This window comes from Eubacterium sp. An11, from assembly GCF_002161065.1.
Classification (GTDB): Bacteria; Bacillota; Clostridia; order Lachnospirales; family Lachnospiraceae; genus Anaerobutyricum; species Anaerobutyricum faecale.
This window is the reverse complement of record NZ_NFLV01000004.1, coordinates 66,032-85,571: the sequence shown is the minus strand read 5'-3', so window position 1 is coordinate 85,571 and position 19,540 is coordinate 66,032. Positions and strand designations below refer to the sequence as shown.

Below are 19,540 nucleotides of genomic sequence, written 5' to 3'. Positions count from 1 at the left end.
CCGGATGGCTAATTCATTCTATCTGCAGATTTTGTCTGTAAACCGGCTTTTTTATTCCGGCCGGTGCGAGGCTCTGATCTTCCAGGAGGAAGACGGAGAGCGGGAGATTCAGGCATATCATGAAAATATGATCATCGCTGTTCATGAGGGGGAGATCCGTTTCCTTCCCGAGGACAGCGAGGAGTGGATTTACGGTGTTGTGGGCGTCGGCTTTGTTCAGATTGCCAATAACCGTGTCACTCTTTTGGTGGAGACAGCCGAAAGTCCGGAGGAGATCGATATCCGCCGGGCAGAGGAAGCCAAAGAACGTGCCCTGGAACAGCTTCGGCAGAAGCAGAGCATCCAGGAATACTACAGAAGCAGTGCTTCCCTTTCCCGTGCCATGTCCAGACTGAAGGTGGCAAAACGATTCCACAGTTGATCTGATATCAGAAGCAGACCCTGATAACAGGAGAAAGATCCTGTTATCAGGGTCTTTTTTTCTTTTATTACAGACAGCTCATTTCGCCGGGATCTTCATGGGATAAAGATGGCCATGATAAGACGAAAATAAAATATATTTTTACATTTGAAAAAATAAAAATAAAAAAATCGGTTAAAATTGAGATAAAAACACAAATATTGAAAAAATGATAAAATAATTTTCTGTTTTTGTTGACATCGGCTTTTGGCTGCCGTATAATCAGAACAAAGGAGGGCGGGGAGTATGAGAAAGATAGTAGATGATGTGCGTCTGATGACTAAGGTCTGTGATCTATATTATAATCAGGATATCAGTCAGCAGCAGATTGCCGGTATGCTCAGTCTTTCAAGACCTACAGTTTCCCGTCTGCTTTCCTCAGCCAGGGAGAAGGGAGTCGTACAGATTTCCGTTTCCAATCTGGATCTGATCAAGTACTGGGAGATGGAGAGACAGCTGGAAGAGAAGTACGGTCTGCGGGAGGTGCTGATCGTGGATTCCTCTCCGGAGCCGGACCTGCAGAAGGAATTGCTGGGGAAGGCTGCCGGACAGTATCTGGAGAGAACGATCAAAGACGGCAGTATCGTGGGGCTTTCCATGGGTTCCACTCTCTATGAGGTGGTTGCAGGCATCAATCATCCTGAGGCGGAAGATGTCACCTTTGTTCCCCTCATAGGAGGTATGGGACAGCTTCGGATGGATCTTCATGCCAATAATCTGGCAGAGACACTCGCTTACATTTATGACGGAAGATTTGTTCCCCTTCACGCGCCGGCCAGAGTGTCGGGGGCGAAGATCCGGGAACAGTTTATGAAAGAGGAGAGTCTGGCGGAGGCGCTTCGGATGACCAGGAATCTTGATATGGCGATCATCGGCATCGGATGTCCTTATGTGAATTCATCCATCATGGCGACCGGTTATTTTAAAGAGAATGAGATAGAATCTCTCCGGGAGAGGGATGCGGTCGGAGACATCTGCATGCAGTTTTATGACAGAGAGGGAGATACTTCCCGGTTTGAAAAAGATAATAATGTAATCGGCATTGACATACATAAGCTTCGGGATATTCCATATTCCATCGGCATAGCCGGAGGCATGGAGAAGTTTTCCGCTGTGCTGGGTGCTGTCAGGGGACATTACATTAACATATTGATTACCGACATTCAGTGCGCGCAGGCGCTGGCTGTCGAACCATAATTTTTTATTCAAGGGGGCAACTATTATGAATGAGATCCTTAACATGAGTATTAACGAGATGCCACAGACAGAGTTTGATTGTTCCTGCGGACGCCATCACAACTTCAGTGTACACGCCATGGAGATCCGCAAAGGCGCCATCGAAGAACTGCCGAAGATGGCTGCTCCGTTTAAAGACGGAAAAGTTTTGGTCGTATTTGATAATCATACTTACAAGGTGGCCGGCAAGAAGGCTGTGGAACTGCTGAAAGCAGATGGATTCAATGTAAAAGAACTTCTTTTTGATACCGGCGATGATATTTTGATTCCGGATGAGAAGACGCTGGGAAGAATTCTCCAGGAGCAGGATCTGGATGTGAAGCTGATGGTTGCTGTAGGTTCCGGTGTCATCAATGACTCTGTGAAGTTTGTCACTTCCCGTACCGGACTTCCGTATATTATCGTGGCAACCGCTCCATCCATGGACGGTTATGTGGCAGACGGCGCTCCGATCATTTCCCACGGATATAAGTATTCTCCACAGGCACATCTGACCTATGGACTGATCGGTGATACCGATATTTTACAGACCGCACCGCAGGATCTGATCCAGGCAGGATACGGCGATGTGATCGGAAAGATCACAGCCATCGCGGACTGGGATCTGGCAGTGAAGGCCAACGGCGATTACCGCTGTGATACCTGTGTGACTCTGGTGCAGAGAGCACTGGATAAATGTTTTGACAAGGCAGAAGGCTTAAAGACCAGAAATGCCGACTCTCTGGGAGCTCTGCTGGAGGCCCTGACGCTGACCGGCGTTGCCATGGCTCTGGTCAACATTTCCCGTCCGGCTTCAGGAGCAGAACATATGCTGTCCCATTTCTGGGAGATGGACTATATTGCCCGCGGTTTAAATCCGAACCACCACGGTATTCAGGTTGGCGTGGCTACTCCTGTCATCGCCCGTTTCTTCGAAGAACTTGCTGATATCCTTCCGGAGGGAACCAAAGAACTTTGTCCTTCCGCCGATGAGATCAAAGCGCTGCTGGAAAAAGGCGGAGCTCCGACCAGCCCGAAGGAGATCGGTATCGACAGAGAGCTGTTCCGTCAGAGTCTGTTAAAGGGCTATACGGTACGTCCGAGATACTCAGTTATGCAGTTCGCGAAGGACAATGGCCGTCTGGAAGAGATTGCAGAGAAGATCACCAAAGAGATTTACGGATAATTATCTATAATCATAGAAGAAATAAGAGGTACATGTATGCTGAAAAAAGAAGAAGCGCTTAACGGTGTGAAGTTATTCGTCCTCGATATGGACGGCACCGTATATCTGGGGGACCAGCTCATTGACGGAGCATTGGATTTTATTCACGATGTGGAACAGTCTGAGGACCGGGATTTTATCTTTTTTACCAACAACGCTTCCCGGGTGCCGTCGGTTTACGTGGAAAAGCTTCATAAGCTGGGACTTGATGTGGATGAGAGCAAGGTTGTCACCGCCGGAGATGTCTGTGCGGAATACCTGAAGGTAAACTATCCGGGAGCAAGAGTGTACTTAAATGGTACGCCGGTCCTGGAAGAGAACTGGAAAGAGAAGGGCATCAATCTTGTAAAAGAAGATCCTGATGTGGCAGTGCAGAGTTTTGATACCACACTCACCTATGAGAAGCTGGATCGTATCTGCCACTATGTGAGAAACGGCGTGCCGTTCATCGCCACTCATATGGATACCAACTGCCCGACAGAGTATGGATTTATGCCGGACTGCGGCGCCATGTGCAGCCTGATCACCGATTCCACCGGAGTGAAACCTCGTTTTCTGGGCAAGCCATGGAAAGAGACAGTGGATATGGTATCAGAGATCACCGGATATAAGGCAGAGGAGATGGCCTTTGTGGGTGACCGTCTGTACACGGATGTGGCTACCGGTGTCAACAACGGCGCCAAAGGATTTCTGGTACTTACCGGGGAGGCCGATATGCAGACGGTGGCAGAATCCGATGTGGAACCGACTTGTATTTACGATTCGCTCAAAGAAATGAGAAAATACTTATAATTATTGTACAAAATCACCAAAGGTTGTGGTATACTTATAGCTATATGGAGCCTTTGGTGATGTTCCGGGGCTTACCCGTTAAAAGAAAGGAGAAGACACAATGAAAATTGTATTTGGATGTGACCCTAACGCAACAGATTTTAAATTACAGCTGATGGAATATGTAAAAGGGCTGGGACATGAAGTTGCCGATTTTGGCAGCGACGACCCGATTTACGCCAATGTTGCGATCAAATGCGCGAAAGCAGTAGCTGCAGGAGAATATGACAGGGGTATTGTGGTATGCGGAACAGGTATTGGTGTTTCCATTGCCGCCAACAAAGTAAAAGGCGCTTACGCCGCATGTATTCATGATGTTTATCAGGCACAGAGAGCAGAGCTTTCCAATCATGCCAACATTATCACCATGGGGGCACAGGTGATTGGCATCGAGCTGGCAAAATGTCTGGTAAAAGAATATCTTTCCTGTACTTATGATCCGAACTGCCGGTCCAAAGACAAAGTACAGAGAATCATTGATTTTGAAAACGAAGAACAGTAAAGGCTTTATAAGAAAAAGAGAGGCCTGAGGAGACAGGCCTTTTCGCAAATTCAGGAGAAGGGAGTTTAACTATGGCAGAATATTTAATGGGTATTGACGCAGGTACGGGCAGTGTGAGAGTGGCGCTTTATGATTTCCGCGGACAGAACCGCGCATATCATATTGAAGAGTACGCGACCACATATCCGAAGAACGGATGGGCAGAGCAGGACGACAAAGGCTGGTGGGCAGCGCTCACAAAAGCGATTCCGGAATGTATCAAAAAGGCAGGTATCGGACCGGATAATATCGCAGCCATCACCTGTGACGCCACGACCAACACTCTGGTTTACCTGGGTGAAGATGATGAATCTGTCCGCCCGCCAATCCTCTGGATGGACGTTCGTGCCACAGAAGAAGCTTCATTTATCGATGAGATTCGTGACGATTATGAGGCAACCAGATTCTATAAACCAAGCTTCCGTGCCGACACTATGGTGCCGAAGTGTATGTGGGTGAAGAAACATGAGCCGGAAAACTGGGCAAAGACCAAGACCATCATGGAGTTTGAGGACTGGTTAAACTGGAAGCTCACCGGAAAGAAGAGCGTATGTATGTCCATCGCCGCATTCCGCTGGAACTATGATGACAAGAACGGCGGATATCCGATCGATTTCTATAATGCGGTTGGTCTTGATGATGTAGTTGACAAGTTCCCGAAAGATATGTACAGAGTCGGAGAGATCATCGGAAACGTCAGCCGTGAGGCAGCGCAGATTTTTGGTCTCAGCACCAAGACGGTCGTTGTGGAAGGTACTGCGGACTGTAACGCATGTATGTTTGGTGTCGGTGGCGTAAGACCAAACGGTATGACTCTGATCGGTGGAACTTCCACCTGTCTGCTGGGTCTTTCTGAAGAAGACTTCCATGTAAACGGTGTAAACGGAACCTATCCGAACTGTATGTATGAGGGAACCAGCCTTCTGGAAGGCGGACAGACCGCAGCCGGATCGATCTTAACCTGGTTCAGAAATAATCTTCTTCCTGGTACCTGGGCACAGGAAGCCATGAATAAAGATATGAACATTTATGATTACATCACAGAAAAGGCTAAAACCGTGCCGATCGGCTGTGACGGCCTTGTTATGATGGACTACTTCCAGGGTAACCGTGCACCGTATTCTGATTCCAAGGCCCGTGGAATGTTCTGGGGACTTTCCATCGGTACCTCCACAGCACATCTGGCAAGAGCCATCTATGAAGGTGTTGCCTACGGTGCAAACCATTGTATCGTCAGCATGAAAGAGGCCGGATACGATGTCAAAGAAATCTATGCCTGCGGTGGTCTGGCTCAGTCTGATTTCTGGATGCAGATGCATGCAGATATCATCGGCGTACCGATGTACACAACCGTAGAGAACCAGAGTGCAGGCTGTCTGGGTGACTGTATCATTGCCGCAAAGGGTATCGGCATATATCCGTCCTTTGCAGATGCTGCTGACAGCATGATCCGTGTGGACAAAGAGTATATTCCGGATATGGAAGCACACAAAGAATATCAGTTCTACATGGAGCGTTACATGGAAACATGGCCTCAGATGCGTGATATCGTACATAAAACTGTAGATCATAACAATAAATAAGGGACTGTGACGCCTGGCATTGCGTCTCATACAGACAGCGCATGTGTGAACAGGAGAGTTTTCTGACAAAATATGCGCTGGCGGAGGGCTGTTTCATAAAGAATATTTCTTTTATGGAGCAGCCCTTCTTTTATGGAAGGAATCTGTCCGGATACTCTTTCCTTTTTTCGAAAAAAATAAAAATGGGAAAAACAATATATCAAAAGACATTTCAAAATTTTGTAGAAGAACTACAATTCTCACAGATCGGAGAAAATGTAGAAAAACTACAAAAAATCAAATGCGCCGGTGAGAGACAGGCGCGCAAAATACACTATGGGTAAATCAGGAGGACGATCCATGAATGAGGAACTGGAATTTATCATCAGAGAAAAATATTCTTCTTTGAGAAAGTCCGAGAAAAAGGCGGCGGATTTTCTGCTGCATTTTCAGGGAGAGGGACGGGAGCTGACCCTGGAGCAGTTCGCGGACGGAGCAGGAGTCAGTCAGCCGACAGTTCTGCGGTTTATCAGAGCCCTTGGATATCAGGGCTTTAAGGATTTCCGGTATGAGCTGGTGAAGGATGAGAGAGGAAAAGAAAATGGGTATTTTCTCTTTGGTTCTTCTGTCTCCCAGGAGGATACCATCGCGGAACTTCCGGCTAAGCTTGTCGGAACTGCCATAGAACAGTTAAAGGATACCCTGAAGAATCTGTCGGCAGATCAGCTGGAAAAGGCGGTGCGGGAGATCACCAGAGCAAGAAATATCGTGGTTTTCTATGTGGAGAATTCCGCCTGTACGGCCAGCGACCTGGTCACAAAGCTCATGTATCTGGGCTTTAACTGCTGTTCGTATTCCGATTACTATCTTCAAAACGTCAGCGCCGGCAACCTGACAGAGGAAGATCTGGCCATCGGCATTTCTTATTCCGGCTGTTCCATGAGCACAGTGGATGCCATGAAAATCGCGAAAAAAGCGGGGGCGAGGACCATAGCCATCACCAATTTCGAAAATTCGCTGCTGGAACAGTATGCGGATATTGTCCTCATGACCAGCAGACAGCAGTTTATTTACGGGGATTCTATCTTCTCCAGGGTGTCCCAGCTGGCGGTGGTGGATATGCTTTACACCGGGATTCTGCTCAGTGATTATGATAAGTACACGGCGGTTCTTGACAGAAGCAGCAACATAATAAGGAAGCAGGCATACGATACGGTATCGAAAGAATAAAAAACGCATTTCCGGCAGGGATGTGTTTTCTCACTACATATTTGTTTCAGGCGGAGTTGATCTCCGCCTTTTTTTATTTCATAGGAATGCAATTTCTTATGTAGAAAACATCCCGGGAATTGGAAAAATGATAGAAAGGTGTTTTGTCTCTGTGTTATCATGCGGTTGTTTCGCGAACGGAAAGGAGAACAAAATGCTTGAAATTAGAAATTTAAAGAAATCCTATGACGGAGTGACTATTTTACATGATATTAACTTAACGATTGAGGACGGCGAGATCGTTTCTATTCTCGGACCATCCGGTTGTGGAAAGACCACTTTATTGAATCTGATTCTCGGGCTCACCGATGCCGATGAGGGAGAAATTATTTTTCAGGGGAAAAATGTGCTGGATATTCCAATGGAGGCCAGAGGCTTCAATATTGTATTTCAGGATTACGCCTTATTCCCGAACCTGAATGTATATAAAAACATTACATATGGATTAAAAAATAAGCCGGACGTTTCCACCAGACAGGAAGTGGAGGATATGATCGATCTGCTGGGACTCAGAGAGCATCTGGATAAAAAGATCGAACAGCTCTCCGGCGGTCAGAAGCAGCGGGTGGCGCTGGCAAGGACCATGGTCATGAAACCGAAGATTCTTCTTCTGGATGAGCCGCTTTCCGCCCTGGACGGCGTCATCAAAGAATCCATCAAAGATAAGATCAGACAGATCGCGAGGGAATTTAAGCTGACCACCATCATTGTCACTCATGACCCGGAGGAGGCGCTGACGTTATCTGATAAAGTCCTGATCGTCAATAACGGAACTATCTCTCAGTTTGGCAGCCCGGATGACATCATTCAGACCCCGGACAATGATTTTGTGAAAGAATTTATTCTCAATCAGCTTGTCATCAAGAAAAATAATATCTTCACCCTGTTTCATCAGGGAACAGAAGCCCGGATGGCCATGTAGAGGGGAATGAAAATGGGTACACAGAGAAAAGAGAAAGAGATAAAGGGAATATTTATCATTGTCACAGCATTGTTTCTGATATTCCTGCTGATTCCGATTCTCCGCTTATTATGGAAATCCTTTGAAAGTCAGACAGGAGGGGTGGGATTTGGCAGTTATGCGGAAGTGCTGACCAGCCACGGATTCATGGGCGCATTTGGACACAGCCTGATCATTTCCTCGGTCAGCGCGGTGATCACAACGCTTCTTGCCTTTTTACTGGCTTACACGATCAATTATACCAACATTCCAAAAGGCTATAAAGGATTCATCCGGAAGGCGGCGGTGGTCCCGATGCTGCTTCCGACCATCACTTACGGATTTGCCATCATTTATTCTTTTGGTAAACAGGGACTGATCACAAAGATTTTTGGCAGACAGCTCTTTGAGATCTACGGATTCAACGGCCTGCTTTTGGGATATGTGATCTATACGCTGCCGATATCCTTCCTCCTGGTGTCCAATACCATGGAGTACATCGATAAGAAATTTACCATCGTATCCCGGATCATGGGAGATAAACCGCTGACCACATTTATGGCAACGGTGGTCCGGCCCCTTTTGGGAACGCTGGCGGCATCCTTTGTGCAGTGCTTTTTCCTCTGCTTTACTGATTACGGTATTCCGGCGTCGGTGGGCGGCGAATACGATGTGGTAGCTACGGTGCTCTACAATGAGATGCTTGGAAGTATCCCGAATTTTAATACCGGTTCCGCTGTCGCCATGATGATGCTTATTCCTTCGGTGGTGACCATCGCGCTGCTCCATTATCTTGAAAAATATAACATCCGCTATAATAAGATTTCCAATATTGAAATCCGGAAAAATACCCTGCGGGATGTGATTTTCGGCGGAGTCAGCGGACTGGTCCTTCTGGTGGTGCTCTCGGTATTTCTGGTCATCTTCGCGGTGCCTCTGGTGGAAAACTGGCCGTATCAGATGAATGTTACCTGGGAACATGTGCAGGCGGTATTTGCGGACAGAAGTCTGATCAGCGTCTATGAGAATTCCCTGCTGGTGGCTGTGCTGACAGCTCTCCTGGGTTCCCTTCTTACCTACGGAGCCGCCCTTACCACAGCCAGGAGCAAGCTGCCGTCAAAGGTAAAGCAGGTCATTGAAAATATTTCGTTAATTACAAATACAATACCGGGTATGGTCATCGGTATCGCCTACATGCTCATTTTCTCCGGCACGCCGCTGCAAAATACGCTGGCCATCATCGTCATCTGTAACGTGATACATTTCTTCTCGACACCTTACCTGATGATCAAGAACTCTCTGGCAAAAATGAACGCCTCCTGGGAGACCACGGCCATGCTCATGGGAGATACCTGGTTAAAGACCATCGTCCGGGTGGTGACGCCCAACGCCATGGGAACCATCCTGGAAGTATTCAGCTACTATTTTGTCAACGCCATGGTGACTGTCAGCGCGGTAATCTTTATTGCCGGCGCCAGAACCATGGTCATCACCACAAAGATCAAGGAACTGCAGTATTATACGAAATTCAATGAGATTTTTGTGCTGTCCCTGCTGATCCTCTTCACCAATCTGGCGGCAAAGCTGCTGTTTGGCTATCTTGCCACCGACCGAAGCAAGACGAGAGAAGCAAAGGCCAGGAAAAAGGCCCGGACCATGGCGGCAGAAATGTGATCAGGCCAAACGGTGAAAAAAATGATCCGCAGGAAGCAACAGTCCCGCACGAAAGGGAAAATAGCATAACTGAGAAATAAAAAAGTGAGGAAAACAAAATGAGAAAAAAATTTTTAGCAGCAGCAGTGGCAATGACCCTGGCACTCTCCGCTGTCCTGACCGGATGCGGCGGTTCTGCCAGCGACGAAGTGGTGCTTTATACCAACGCCGATGACGAGGCCATCGAGGCCATGAAAAGCACCCTTGATGAAAACGGATATTCCGGTCAGTACATCATTCAGTCCTTCGGCACTTCCGAACTGGGCGGAAAGCTTCTGGCAGAGGGAACCAATATAGAGGCGGATCTGGTGACCATGAGCTCCTTTTATCTGGACAGTGCCCAGGAACAGCAGCACATGTTCAAAGATCTGACCTTTGAGACAAACGCCATGGAAGAATATCCTTCTTTCTATACGCCGATCACTGCCCAGGAGGGAGCTATTCTGATTAACACCGAGATGATGAAGGAGAATAATCTGCCGATGCCTGCAAGCATCAAAGATCTGGCTGACCCGGTATACAGCGGATTTATTTCAGTGACCGATATCGCCAGCTCCTCCACCGCATGGCTTCTGTTACAGGCTCTGGTAGACAACTACGGGGAAGAGGAAGCCACACAGATTCTTGCGGACATTTACAAGAACGCCGGTCCTCATGTGGAAAGTTCCGGTTCCGCACCACTTAAAAAAGTCCGTGCCGGCGAAGTGGCCATCGGTTTCGGCCTTCGTCATCAGGCGGTGGCTGATAAGGAAGACGGCCTGCCGGTGGATTATGTGGATCCGACCGAGGGCAATTACTCTCTGACAGAATCCATCGCTGTTGTGGATAAGGGAGACAAGAGCAAAGAGCTGGCCATGGAGATGGCAGAGTGCATTATCACCAAGGGAAGAAGCAAACTGCAGGAGTACTACCCACTGCCGATTTATGAAGGTGAAACCGCTGATTCCGCTTACATGTCCGCCAATCCGAAAGTATTTCCGGAGAAACTGACCGTGGATTTGCTGGAACAGCATCAAAAGATTTCTGAGAACGCCAAAGAGCTGGCGGGAAAGTAAGATAAAATAAGAAAAAAGCAGAAAGGCAAGATATTATGAAAAATTATAAACTTTTAACACCAGGACCACTGACAACTACCGATACAGTAAAACAGCAGATGATGTTTGATCACTGTACCTGGGACGACGATTACAAAAAAATCACACTGGAAATCAGAGATAAACTCTTAAAACTGGCCCATGTCAGCGAGCCGGAGTACACAGTGGTACTCATGCAGGGCAGCGGTACTTTCGGTGTGGAGTCTGTCATCACCAGCACCGTCGGAAAAGAGGAAAAACTTCTGATCGCCGCCAATGGTTCTTACGGCCGCCGGATGGCGGACATTGCGGAACACGCCGGCATCTGCTACAGAATGTATGAAGTCAATTACAATGAGATTCCGGATGCGGAAAAAATCGCGGAAATTTTAAAAGAAGATCCGGATATCACCCATGTGTCCATGGTTCACAGCGAAACCACTTCCGGAATCTTAAACGATATCGCCTCCGTCTCAAAGGTGGTAAAGGCAGCGGGAAAAACCATGATCGTGGACGCCATGTCCAGTTTTGGCGGCGTGGATATCCCGGTGGGAGAGCTGGGCATCGACTTCATCATAAGCAGCGCCAACAAATGTATCCAGGGTGTGCCGGGATTCTCCTTCATTATCTGCAGGAAAGACGCCCTCATGGCCAGCAAAGGCAAGGCGAGAAGCCTCTCTTTAGACCTCTATGACCAGTGGGAGACCATGCAGGCCGACGGCAAGTGGAGATTTACTTCTCCGACCCATGTGGTGCTGGCTTTTGCCCAGGCCTTAAAGGAAATGGAAGAAGAGGGCGGCATTCCGGCAAGAAATAAACGGTATACGGAAAATAATAAGCTTCTGACCAGCCGCCTCCGGGCTCTCGGGTTTGAGACTTATGTGGGCGACGAGTACCAGGGACCGATCATCACCACATTTTTCTATCCGGCCAACAAAGATTACACTTTCCAGGAAATGTACCAATACATCAAAGAGCGTGGTTACGCCATCTATCCGGGAAAGGTGACAGATGCGGAGACCTTCCGCATCGGAAACATCGGTGAGATTTATCCGGAAGATATCAACAAAGTCTGTGATATCATCGAAGAGTTTGTGAACATGAAGAAGGCCGCAGCGTAGACAGCCTGAAAAAAGAAAGAAGGACAGAACAATGAAATACGAAGCAGTGATATTTGACTGGGCAGGAACCACAGTGGATTACGGATGCTTTGCGCCGGTGCAGGCATTCATGGAAATATTTAAAGAATACGGAATCACTCCGACTATGGAAGAGACAAGAAAACCTATGGGAATGTTAAAATGGGATCATATCAAGACCATGCTTTCCATGGAACGGATTCGTGACGAATTCAAGCGGATCCACGGCAGGGATTTTACCGATAAAGATGTGGATGAAATGCATGAAAAATTTGCCGCCAGCCTCATGAAGATTCTGGATCAGTTCTCTGATCCGAAGGATTATGTGGTGGAGACTGTGGCAAAGCTCCGGGAGGCCGGTCTGAAGATCGGTTCCACCACCGGCTACACCGACGCCATGATGGACATTGTGACAAAAGAAGCGGCAAAAGCCGGCTATGAGCCGGACTGCTGGTTCAGTCCGGATTCCACAGGCCACATGGGACGCCCGTATCCATATATGATTTTCAAAAATATGGAAGCGCTGCAGATCACCGGTGTGGATAAAGTCATGAAGGTGGGAGATACGCTCTCTGATATCCGCGAGGGCAAAAACGCCGGAGTCTTCACCGTGGGCATCATCGAGGGCAGCTCAGAGATGGGGCTGACCAAAGCGGAATATGAGGCTCTCACCGCGGAAGAAAAGGAAGCAAAAGTGCAGGCAGTGACAAAACGCTACATGGACGCCGGCGCTGACGCCGTGGTGCAGGATATCCGGGGCGTGCTGGAGTTGATCTCATGATAGGATGTCCGTGGATTGTTGCGGAACATTCCATTGACCAAAATAAAAGAATGGAGTAAGATAAAGCAGGTGCGCAAAGTTCGACGGAAAAACCGGCAGATTTTGCGCACCTGAATTTGTGCTGTCAGATTTATTTGTACGGAATTGGCACATACATAAAAAGATTATTTTGAGGAGATGGGATGAAAATTGCAAAAGAACAAGTATGAAATCGACATGGTAAACGGTTCTATCATGGACAAACTGGTCTCTTTTTCACTGCCATTGATGGCTACCAGTATTCTGCAGCTGATGTTCAACGCAGTGGATATCATCGTGGTGGGACACTTCAGCGGCAGCGACGCCCTCGCGGCGGTGGGAGCCACCACGGCGCTCATCAACATTTTTACCAACCTGTTTATCGGAATCTCTATGGGAGCCAATGTGTTGTGTGCCAGATATTACGCCGCCGGCCATGATAAAGAAATGTCGGAATCGGTGCATACGGCCATTACACTTGCCCTGATCAGCGGTATTCTCATGGCAGTGGTGGGCTTTTGCGCTGCCGGATGGGCGCTGGGCCTCATGGACACACCGTCAAACGTCATTGGACAGTCCACTCTTTATATGAAGATATATTTTCTGGGAATGCCTTTTTTCATGCTTTATAACTATGGAGCGGCGATTCTCCGGGCGGTGGGGGATACCAAACGGCCGCTGTTTTTCCTGCTTTTTGCAGGTATGGCCAATGTGGTGCTGGACCTTCTGCTGGTCATCGTCATCCCGCTGGGTGTGGCCGGCGTGGCCATCGGAACGGTGGCTTCCCAGATGGTATCGAGCATTCTTGTCATCCACTGTCTGTATAAATCCGAGGGAAGTTATCAGCTGCGGTTTTCCAGACTGTCCGTCAAAGGGATTTATGTGAAACGTATTTTTCAGGTGGGTATTCCTGCAGGCATTCAGACCACGGTCATTAACTTTTCCAATGCGCTGCTGCAGTCCTCCGTGAATTCCTTTGGCTCCATCGCCATGGCCGGATATACGGCAGCCAACAACATTCTTGGTTTTCTCTATGTATCCGTTAATGCGGTTACTCAGGCCTGCATGAGTTTCACCAGCCAGAACTACAGTGTGAAGAAGCCGAAACGGATGGACCGGGTGCTTTTGGACTGTATCTTTCTGTCTGCCGGAATCGCGCTGGTGCTGGGTGTCGGCGCCTGGGTTTTCGGCTCTCAGGTACTTAGAATTTACACGACAGATGCAGATGTGATCCAGTGTGGCCTGGAGATTCTCTCCATCACCACGGTGCCTTATTTCCTCTGCGGCATCATGGATCTGTTTCCGGGAGCCATGCGGGGCATGGGATATTCGGCAGTTCCCATGGTATTATCCATCATCGGTACCGTGGGCACAAGAATTCTCTGGATTTATGGATTTTTCCCGCAGCACCGTTCTTTACATTTTCTGTTTATTTCGTATCCCGGTTCCTGGATCGCCACCATCGCCATGCAGGCGGTGTGCTTCTTCTTTGTGAGAAAGCGATGCCGGAAGGTGCTGGGAGAGACGGCATGAAAAAAGGAAAGCAGTTGTATATTATAATGCTTTACATTTGCAAAATTTCAAGTATAATAGAAGAAAAAGCAGATAGGAGGGATAATTATGGCACAGATTAGTCTGCGTGTAGATGATGAGGTAAAAAAAAGAGCTGAGGATGTTTGCTCTGATATAGGATTGTCTCTTTCTTCGGCGATTAATATTTATCTTAAAAAACTTGGGCGTGAGAAGAGAATCCCTTTTGAGGTGTCTGTGGATCCATTTTATTCGGATGAGAATATACAGAGACTGAAAAAGTCAATTGCACAGATGGAAGCTACAGGTGGAACGATTCATGAGGTGGATTTCGATGATAAAGGCTTGGACGGATGAGGCATGGGAAGATTTTGAGTATTGGATGAAGCAGGATAAAAAGACTTTAAAACGTATTCTTCAGCTCCTTAAGGACATTGACAGGAACGGTTATGAAGGTATCGGAAAGCCAGAACGGTTAAGTGGAGATTTGGCGCCCTATTGGAGTCGTAGAATTGATGCAGCTAACCGGATTGTATATCGTATTGATGGGGATATTATTAAGATTGTTCAATGCGGCTCGCATTATCGCGATAAATAAAAAGCAGGAGGAATGTAATAACTGATAAAACCGTTGCATTTCTCCTGTTTTTACTTACCTGGCGTCAATTGACAGCCAGCAGCATTATCTACTTCACCATACATTCCTTCCGATAAAATGCGATGCCATATTTGAGAATATCCTGATACCCCTCCTGGCGAAGAGAAGCTTCGTACTGCTGCTCTTCAATCTGCCGGAGCGCCTCGTCACATTTTCCGGGAAGTTCCTGATAACTTCTGGCAATCTTGATTTCGATAATGACAGCCTTTCCCCGGACACTTGGATATTTCAGAAGAATGTCGGGACGGCCGCTGCCGGATTCCCGGTTGGAAAGCACGATGTAATTTCCCATATTTTTCAGCAGTCCTGCGAGAAATCCATGATAGTAGCTTTCCTGATAGTCATAGAAACTGATGGTTTCCATGAGATTTTCGGAAAGAATATCCGCGATCTGTTCCCGTCTGCCACTGAGGATGCTGTCATAAAGAGGGGACAGATTTTTCTTGTTAATTGATTCTTCAAACCAGCGAAGTACAGTATTTTTGTAAATGTAGCGAACCTCGATGTTGGGAATGGACATTTCCACAAAAATGTCTTCTTCCTGCTGTATCTGGCGGATTTTTTTCAGATAGCCGGTAAAAAACAGGAAGTTCCAGAGATGATCCTGTGTGGAATCCATATCCTCATAGGTGATATCTTCATGGACTGGTTTAAAAATCGTATGTCCCGCGATGAGCGATTCGATCTCCTGCCGGACGGAGAGGTCCGCTCTGTCCACCAGAGTGCGGACGATACTGTTGGAGCTGGTATTGGACCAGTAAGGTTTAAAGAGGGCATCGGGATTTTTGTAATAGGAATCCACATAGCAGATGACGCTCCATGGATTGTATACTTCCGTATCGCCGAACCGATATCCGTCATACCATTCTTTTACAGAATCTCTTTTGGATTCCAGATGATAGAAGGAGAGCATAGTGTCAACTTCTTCCTGTGTAAATCCAAAATGCTCCGCATAGGAATTGTCCATGATGGAGATGATGTTCAGATTATTCAGTCCGGTAAAAATGGATTCTCTGCTGATACGGAGACAGCCGGTGATGACGGCAAACTCCAGGGCGTTGTTGGTTTTCAGGACTGACTCAAACAAGGAGCGGATGAGCCCGGCCATTCTGTCATAAAAACCATGAAAATAGGCGTTTTCAAGGGGAACGTCATATTCATCGATGAGAATGACGGCCTTTGTTTCGCAGACAGCAGCAAGACATTCAGAAAGAAACCGCAATGCCGTCAGGTATTCGGTATCTTCTGCCTTTCCGGCGGCAAAACGCCGGCATTTGTCGAAGTCTTCTTTTAATGGAAGCTGCCGCAGAAGTTCCAGATGCCTTTTAAATTCAGCGGCAATGCCTTCTTTCAGACAATAAAAAGCAGAGGAGTAGCTGTCCTGTTTCATGGATTTTAATGATAAGAAGATAACGGGATATCGTCCCATTTCACTTACATATTTTTCCCCCGCCTTCATAATTTTGGTTCCGGTAAAAAGAGGGGTATGATCTCGTTCGGATTTTTCAAAAAAATACTGAAGCATGCTCATGTTCAGAGTCTTTCCAAAACGCCTTGGGCGGGTGAAGAGATTGACCTTGCCTTTGCGGTCAAGCAGCTCTTTGATGAACAATGTCTTGTCCACATAATAATAACCCTTTTCGATCATTTCCGCGTAATTCTCAATTCCGATTGGCAGCGGCGTCCAGCCCATGGTACCCCTCCTTTCCAGGTGTCAAACCGTCCCTGGCGCATCTTGGCCGGGGATAAATTGTTCTTTCTATAATTATAGTCTTATTTATATAATCCTATCTTACTATGCCAGGAAGAAAGACGCAAGTGAAAATCCTGCTATATCCGCATCATCTCCGACATGATGCACCCGCCAGCGGCCCCGCAGGAAAGTACTTCGGCAAGCTGCCTGGTGCCCAGATGGATGCCGCCGATGGCGTAAACCGGCACCGGGGACATCCGGCAGATTTCTTTTAAGAAGGAAAGTCCCCGGGGCGGAACGCCTTTTTTGCAGTCGGTGCTGTAAATGTGTCCCGCCGTCAGATAGGTGGCGCCCAGCCGCAGCGCCTCCTCAGCTTCCGCCCTGGAATGGACGGAAGTGCCGACGGCAGTGAAAAAGGAGAGGGGCGTCCTTGCCCCGCCGGGAATATCTGGCCGGAGGGAATCCGCCGGTTGCGGATCTGCCCCGCCGGCATACTGCCGCAGAATGGGGAGCGGCAGATGAATATCTTTGACGCCGGCGGCCCGGGCGGCTTCCGGGTAGGTGTGGTAAATGCAGCGCACGCCGTATTGACGGCAGATGGCCAGCACCTTTCCGGCCAAGCGGGCGTATTCTTCTTCCGGCAGATCTTTTTCCCGCACGATCACCGCCGCCGGGTGAAAGCGGCAGATGCGGGTAATCTGTTCTTCATAAGGGCGGGCGGAGAGGGCGCGGTTCGTAACGGCGATAGTGACGGAGTTTTCCGGCTGTAAGGTATGAGGGGCGCTCATACGTAAATGTACTCCGCCATGACCGGCTGCAGGTGTTCGGCCACCAGGGCGTCGTAGACTTCCTGAACAGAGCGGCCGTCAGAGATTTCAAACTGTTCATCGCCCTTATCCTCCACTTCCTCGCCGTGTTCGCCGATGCCGGTGCTGACGCCGGCAGAGATCTTGGTGGCGGCGATGTTCACCAGGTTGTCCCGCACTCTGGCGCATTCCCGGCTGGAGATGGTGATGCTGGCGAAAGGCATGAACAGCCGGTAGGCGCAGACAATCTGCAGAAGCTGTGCTTCATGTACATCCATAGGATTGATCTTGTCGTTGTTGATGATAGGCCGCAACCGCGGGCAGGAGAAGGCAATCTCCGCGTGAGGATATTTTTTCTGGAGAAGCCAGGCGTGCATACCGGTGGCGAAAGCGTCTTTCCGGAAATCATCAAGACCCAGGAGAGCGGCAAAGCCCACGCCCCGCATGCCTCCCATCAAAGCCCGCTCCTGGGCATTGAACCGGTACGGAAAGATTCGTTTGTGACCGGCCAGATGGAGAGTTTCGTATTTGTCAGAGTTGTAGGTTTCCTGAAAGACGGTGACGTAGTCTGCTCCGCACTGATGCAGATGGGCATATTCGTCAGAGTTCATCGGGTAAACTTCCAGACCGACCACCCGGAAATATTTCCGGGCGATTTGGCAGGCCCGGCCGATATATTCCACAGTGGAACGCTTCCGGCTCTCACCGGTCAGGATGAGGATTTCCTGCAGTCCCGTTTTGGCGATGGCGGCAAACTCCTTCTCAATCTCCTCTTCATTGAGCTGCGCCCGTTTAATGTGATTGTGACGGTTAAATCCACAGTAAATGCAGTAATTTTCGCAATAGTTGGCGATGTAGGCCGGAGTAAACATACAGACGGAATTGCCGAAATGTTTCCGGGTTTCTGCCTGGGCTGCCTGGGCGATGTCTTCCAGCAAAGGCAGCGCCGCCGGGGACAGCAGCGCCTTGAAGTCTTCCAGGGAACGGTTGTCATGGGCGAGGGCGCGGCGCACGTCATTTTCAGTGTAAGTATCGTAGTTGTAGGCGTTCATGGCGGAAATTACCTGGTCCATCACGTCGGAACCGATGTCTTCCATATCCGGCAGATAGGTCATGTGGTCGATGCGGTTTTCTTTCTGATGTTCGCGGATTTCATCGCTTAAAATACTTTCGTTGATATGAGATTTTGTGTTCATTTTTTGCTCCTTTTCACTTTTGAAAATAACTTCTGGAAATCTTCCGGAGGAAATAGGCTACGGTTTCGGAGTTTATTTCCTCCCGTACCGGATGCAGAGACATCAGTCTCTCAGATAGCCGATGAGAGGGGAAGAAGCGCTGGCTCCTTTGGCCCGTACATTTCCCATGCCGGCCAGATAAGCGGCTCTTCCGGCCTCCACGGCTTTTTTCATGGCGCCGGCCATCAGTTTTACGTCACCGGCGGTGGCGATGGCTGTGTTGGCCATGACCGCCGCAGCGCCCATTTCCATGGCTTCGCAGGCCTGGGACGGACGGCCGATACCCGCGTCCACGATGATCGGCAGATCAATTTCGTCGATGAGGATCTGAATGAATTCCCTGGTACACAGACCTTTATTAGAACCGATCGGCGCGCCCAGCGGCATGATACAGGCGGCGCCGGCTTTTGCCATATCCCTTGCCATGTTTAAGTCCGGGTACATATAAGGCATGACGATGAAGCCTTCTTTGGCGAGAATTTCCGTAGCCTTGATCGTCTCATAATTATCCGGCAGGAGATATTTGGTATCCCGCATGATCTCGATTTTGATGAAATCACTGCCGCAGACTTCTCTGGCCAGCCGGGCGATGCGGACGGCCTCATCGGCGTTTCTGGCGCCGGAAGTATTCGGAAGAAGAGTGACTCCCTCCGGTATGTAGTCCAGGATATTGGCAAGACCGCCTTCATTGGCGCGGCGCAGAGCCATGGTCACGATCTGCGCGCCGGCTTCTTCCACAGCGGCTTTGATGAGCTCCAGAGAATATTTGCCGGAGCCCAGGATAAATCTGGATGTAAATTCGTGGTTTCCTAATTTCCATGTATCGTTTTTCATTGTTTTGTCCTTTCTTT

The 19,540-nt window shown here is 48.5% G+C and carries 19 protein-coding genes; 15 read left to right on the top strand and 4 right to left on the bottom strand.

The window, feature by feature from the left end; genetic code table 11:
• Positions 1-4 precede the first annotated feature (4 nt).
• The 15 genes from atpC to B5E53_RS04765 all read left to right on the top strand — a co-directional run bounded on the left by atpC (position 5) and on the right by B5E53_RS04765 (position 14,895).
• A complete protein-coding gene (atpC, locus tag B5E53_RS04840) occupies positions 5-421 on the top strand; it encodes an ATP synthase F1 subunit epsilon (protein WP_087312918.1) in 417 nt (138 codons plus the stop codon).
• 285 nt (positions 422-706) lie between these two features.
• Positions 707-1,657: a sugar-binding transcriptional regulator gene (locus tag B5E53_RS04835; protein ID WP_087312917.1), complete on the top strand. Its 951-nt coding sequence runs from the start codon at positions 707-709 to the stop codon at positions 1,655-1,657.
• Between the two features lie 25 nt (positions 1,658-1,682).
• Complete coding sequence (locus B5E53_RS04830; RefSeq protein WP_087312916.1) at positions 1,683-2,861, top strand: sn-glycerol-1-phosphate dehydrogenase; 1,179 nt, start codon at positions 1,683-1,685, stop codon at positions 2,859-2,861.
• A gap of 36 nt (positions 2,862-2,897) precedes the next feature.
• Complete coding sequence (locus B5E53_RS04825) at positions 2,898-3,692, top strand: HAD-IIA family hydrolase (RefSeq protein WP_087312915.1); 795 nt, start codon at positions 2,898-2,900, stop codon at positions 3,690-3,692.
• 100 nt (positions 3,693-3,792) lie between these two features.
• Positions 3,793-4,233, top strand: coding sequence for an RpiB/LacA/LacB family sugar-phosphate isomerase (locus tag B5E53_RS04820; RefSeq protein ID WP_087312914.1), 441 nt, complete (start codon positions 3,793-3,795; stop codon positions 4,231-4,233).
• Positions 4,234-4,304: 71 nt separating this feature from the next.
• Complete coding sequence (locus B5E53_RS04815) at positions 4,305-5,855, top strand: FGGY-family carbohydrate kinase (protein ID WP_087312913.1); 1,551 nt, start codon at positions 4,305-4,307, stop codon at positions 5,853-5,855.
• Between the two features lie 339 nt (positions 5,856-6,194).
• Positions 6,195-7,064 (top strand): MurR/RpiR family transcriptional regulator, encoded by an 870-nt coding sequence (locus B5E53_RS04805; protein WP_087312911.1) that lies wholly within the window; start codon positions 6,195-6,197, stop codon positions 7,062-7,064.
• A gap of 193 nt (positions 7,065-7,257) precedes the next feature.
• Positions 7,258-8,025 (top strand): ABC transporter ATP-binding protein, encoded by a 768-nt coding sequence (locus B5E53_RS04800; RefSeq protein WP_087312910.1) that lies wholly within the window; start codon positions 7,258-7,260, stop codon positions 8,023-8,025.
• Between the two features lie 12 nt (positions 8,026-8,037).
• A complete protein-coding gene (locus B5E53_RS04795) occupies positions 8,038-9,717 on the top strand; it encodes an ABC transporter permease subunit (protein ID WP_343215597.1) in 1,680 nt (559 codons plus the stop codon).
• 98 nt (positions 9,718-9,815) lie between these two features.
• Complete coding sequence (locus B5E53_RS04790) at positions 9,816-10,811, top strand: extracellular solute-binding protein (RefSeq protein WP_087312908.1); 996 nt, start codon at positions 9,816-9,818, stop codon at positions 10,809-10,811.
• 35 nt (positions 10,812-10,846) lie between these two features.
• Positions 10,847-11,950, top strand: a complete 1,104-nt coding sequence (gene phnW / locus B5E53_RS04785) for a 2-aminoethylphosphonate--pyruvate transaminase (protein ID WP_087312907.1) — start codon at positions 10,847-10,849, stop codon at positions 11,948-11,950.
• A 31-nt stretch (positions 11,951-11,981) separates the two neighbouring features.
• On the top strand, positions 11,982-12,749 hold the full coding sequence (gene phnX, locus B5E53_RS04780) for a phosphonoacetaldehyde hydrolase (RefSeq protein ID WP_087312906.1): 768 nt from the start codon (positions 11,982-11,984) through the stop codon (positions 12,747-12,749).
• Between the two features lie 189 nt (positions 12,750-12,938).
• The gene (locus tag B5E53_RS04775; RefSeq protein ID WP_343215596.1) at positions 12,939-14,300 is read left to right on the top strand and encodes an MATE family efflux transporter; all 1,362 of its coding nucleotides are present in this window, start codon (positions 12,939-12,941) and stop codon (positions 14,298-14,300) included.
• Positions 14,301-14,387: 87 nt separating this feature from the next.
• Positions 14,388-14,654, top strand: a complete 267-nt coding sequence (locus B5E53_RS04770; protein WP_087312905.1) for a type II toxin-antitoxin system RelB/DinJ family antitoxin — start codon at positions 14,388-14,390, stop codon at positions 14,652-14,654.
• Entirely contained in the window at positions 14,632-14,895 is a 264-nt protein-coding gene (locus tag B5E53_RS04765; protein WP_087312904.1) for a Txe/YoeB family addiction module toxin, read from the top strand. Before B5E53_RS04770 ends, B5E53_RS04765 begins: the two co-directional genes overlap by 23 nt.
• 88 nt (positions 14,896-14,983) lie before the next feature.
• On the opposite strand, the gene B5E53_RS04760 is transcribed toward B5E53_RS04765, so the two are convergent.
• From B5E53_RS04760 to B5E53_RS04745, 4 genes are all read right to left on the bottom strand, one after another.
• On the bottom strand, positions 14,984-16,648 hold the full coding sequence (locus B5E53_RS04760; RefSeq protein ID WP_087312903.1) for an AAA family ATPase: 1,665 nt from the start codon (positions 16,646-16,648) through the stop codon (positions 14,984-14,986).
• 137 nt (positions 16,649-16,785) lie between these two features.
• Positions 16,786-17,436 (bottom strand): thiamine phosphate synthase, encoded by a 651-nt coding sequence (locus B5E53_RS04755; protein WP_087312902.1) that lies wholly within the window; start codon positions 17,434-17,436, stop codon positions 16,786-16,788.
• Positions 17,433-18,569 carry a 2-iminoacetate synthase ThiH gene (gene thiH / locus B5E53_RS04750; protein ID WP_343215600.1) on the bottom strand — a complete coding sequence of 379 codons (1,137 nt, stop codon included), beginning with the start codon at positions 18,567-18,569 and terminating at the stop codon, positions 17,433-17,435. Before thiH ends, B5E53_RS04755 begins: the two co-directional genes overlap by 4 nt.
• A 183-nt stretch (positions 18,570-18,752) precedes the next feature.
• A complete protein-coding gene (locus tag B5E53_RS04745) occupies positions 18,753-19,523 on the bottom strand; it encodes a thiazole synthase (protein ID WP_087312900.1) in 771 nt (256 codons plus the stop codon).
• Positions 19,524-19,540 lie beyond the last annotated feature (17 nt).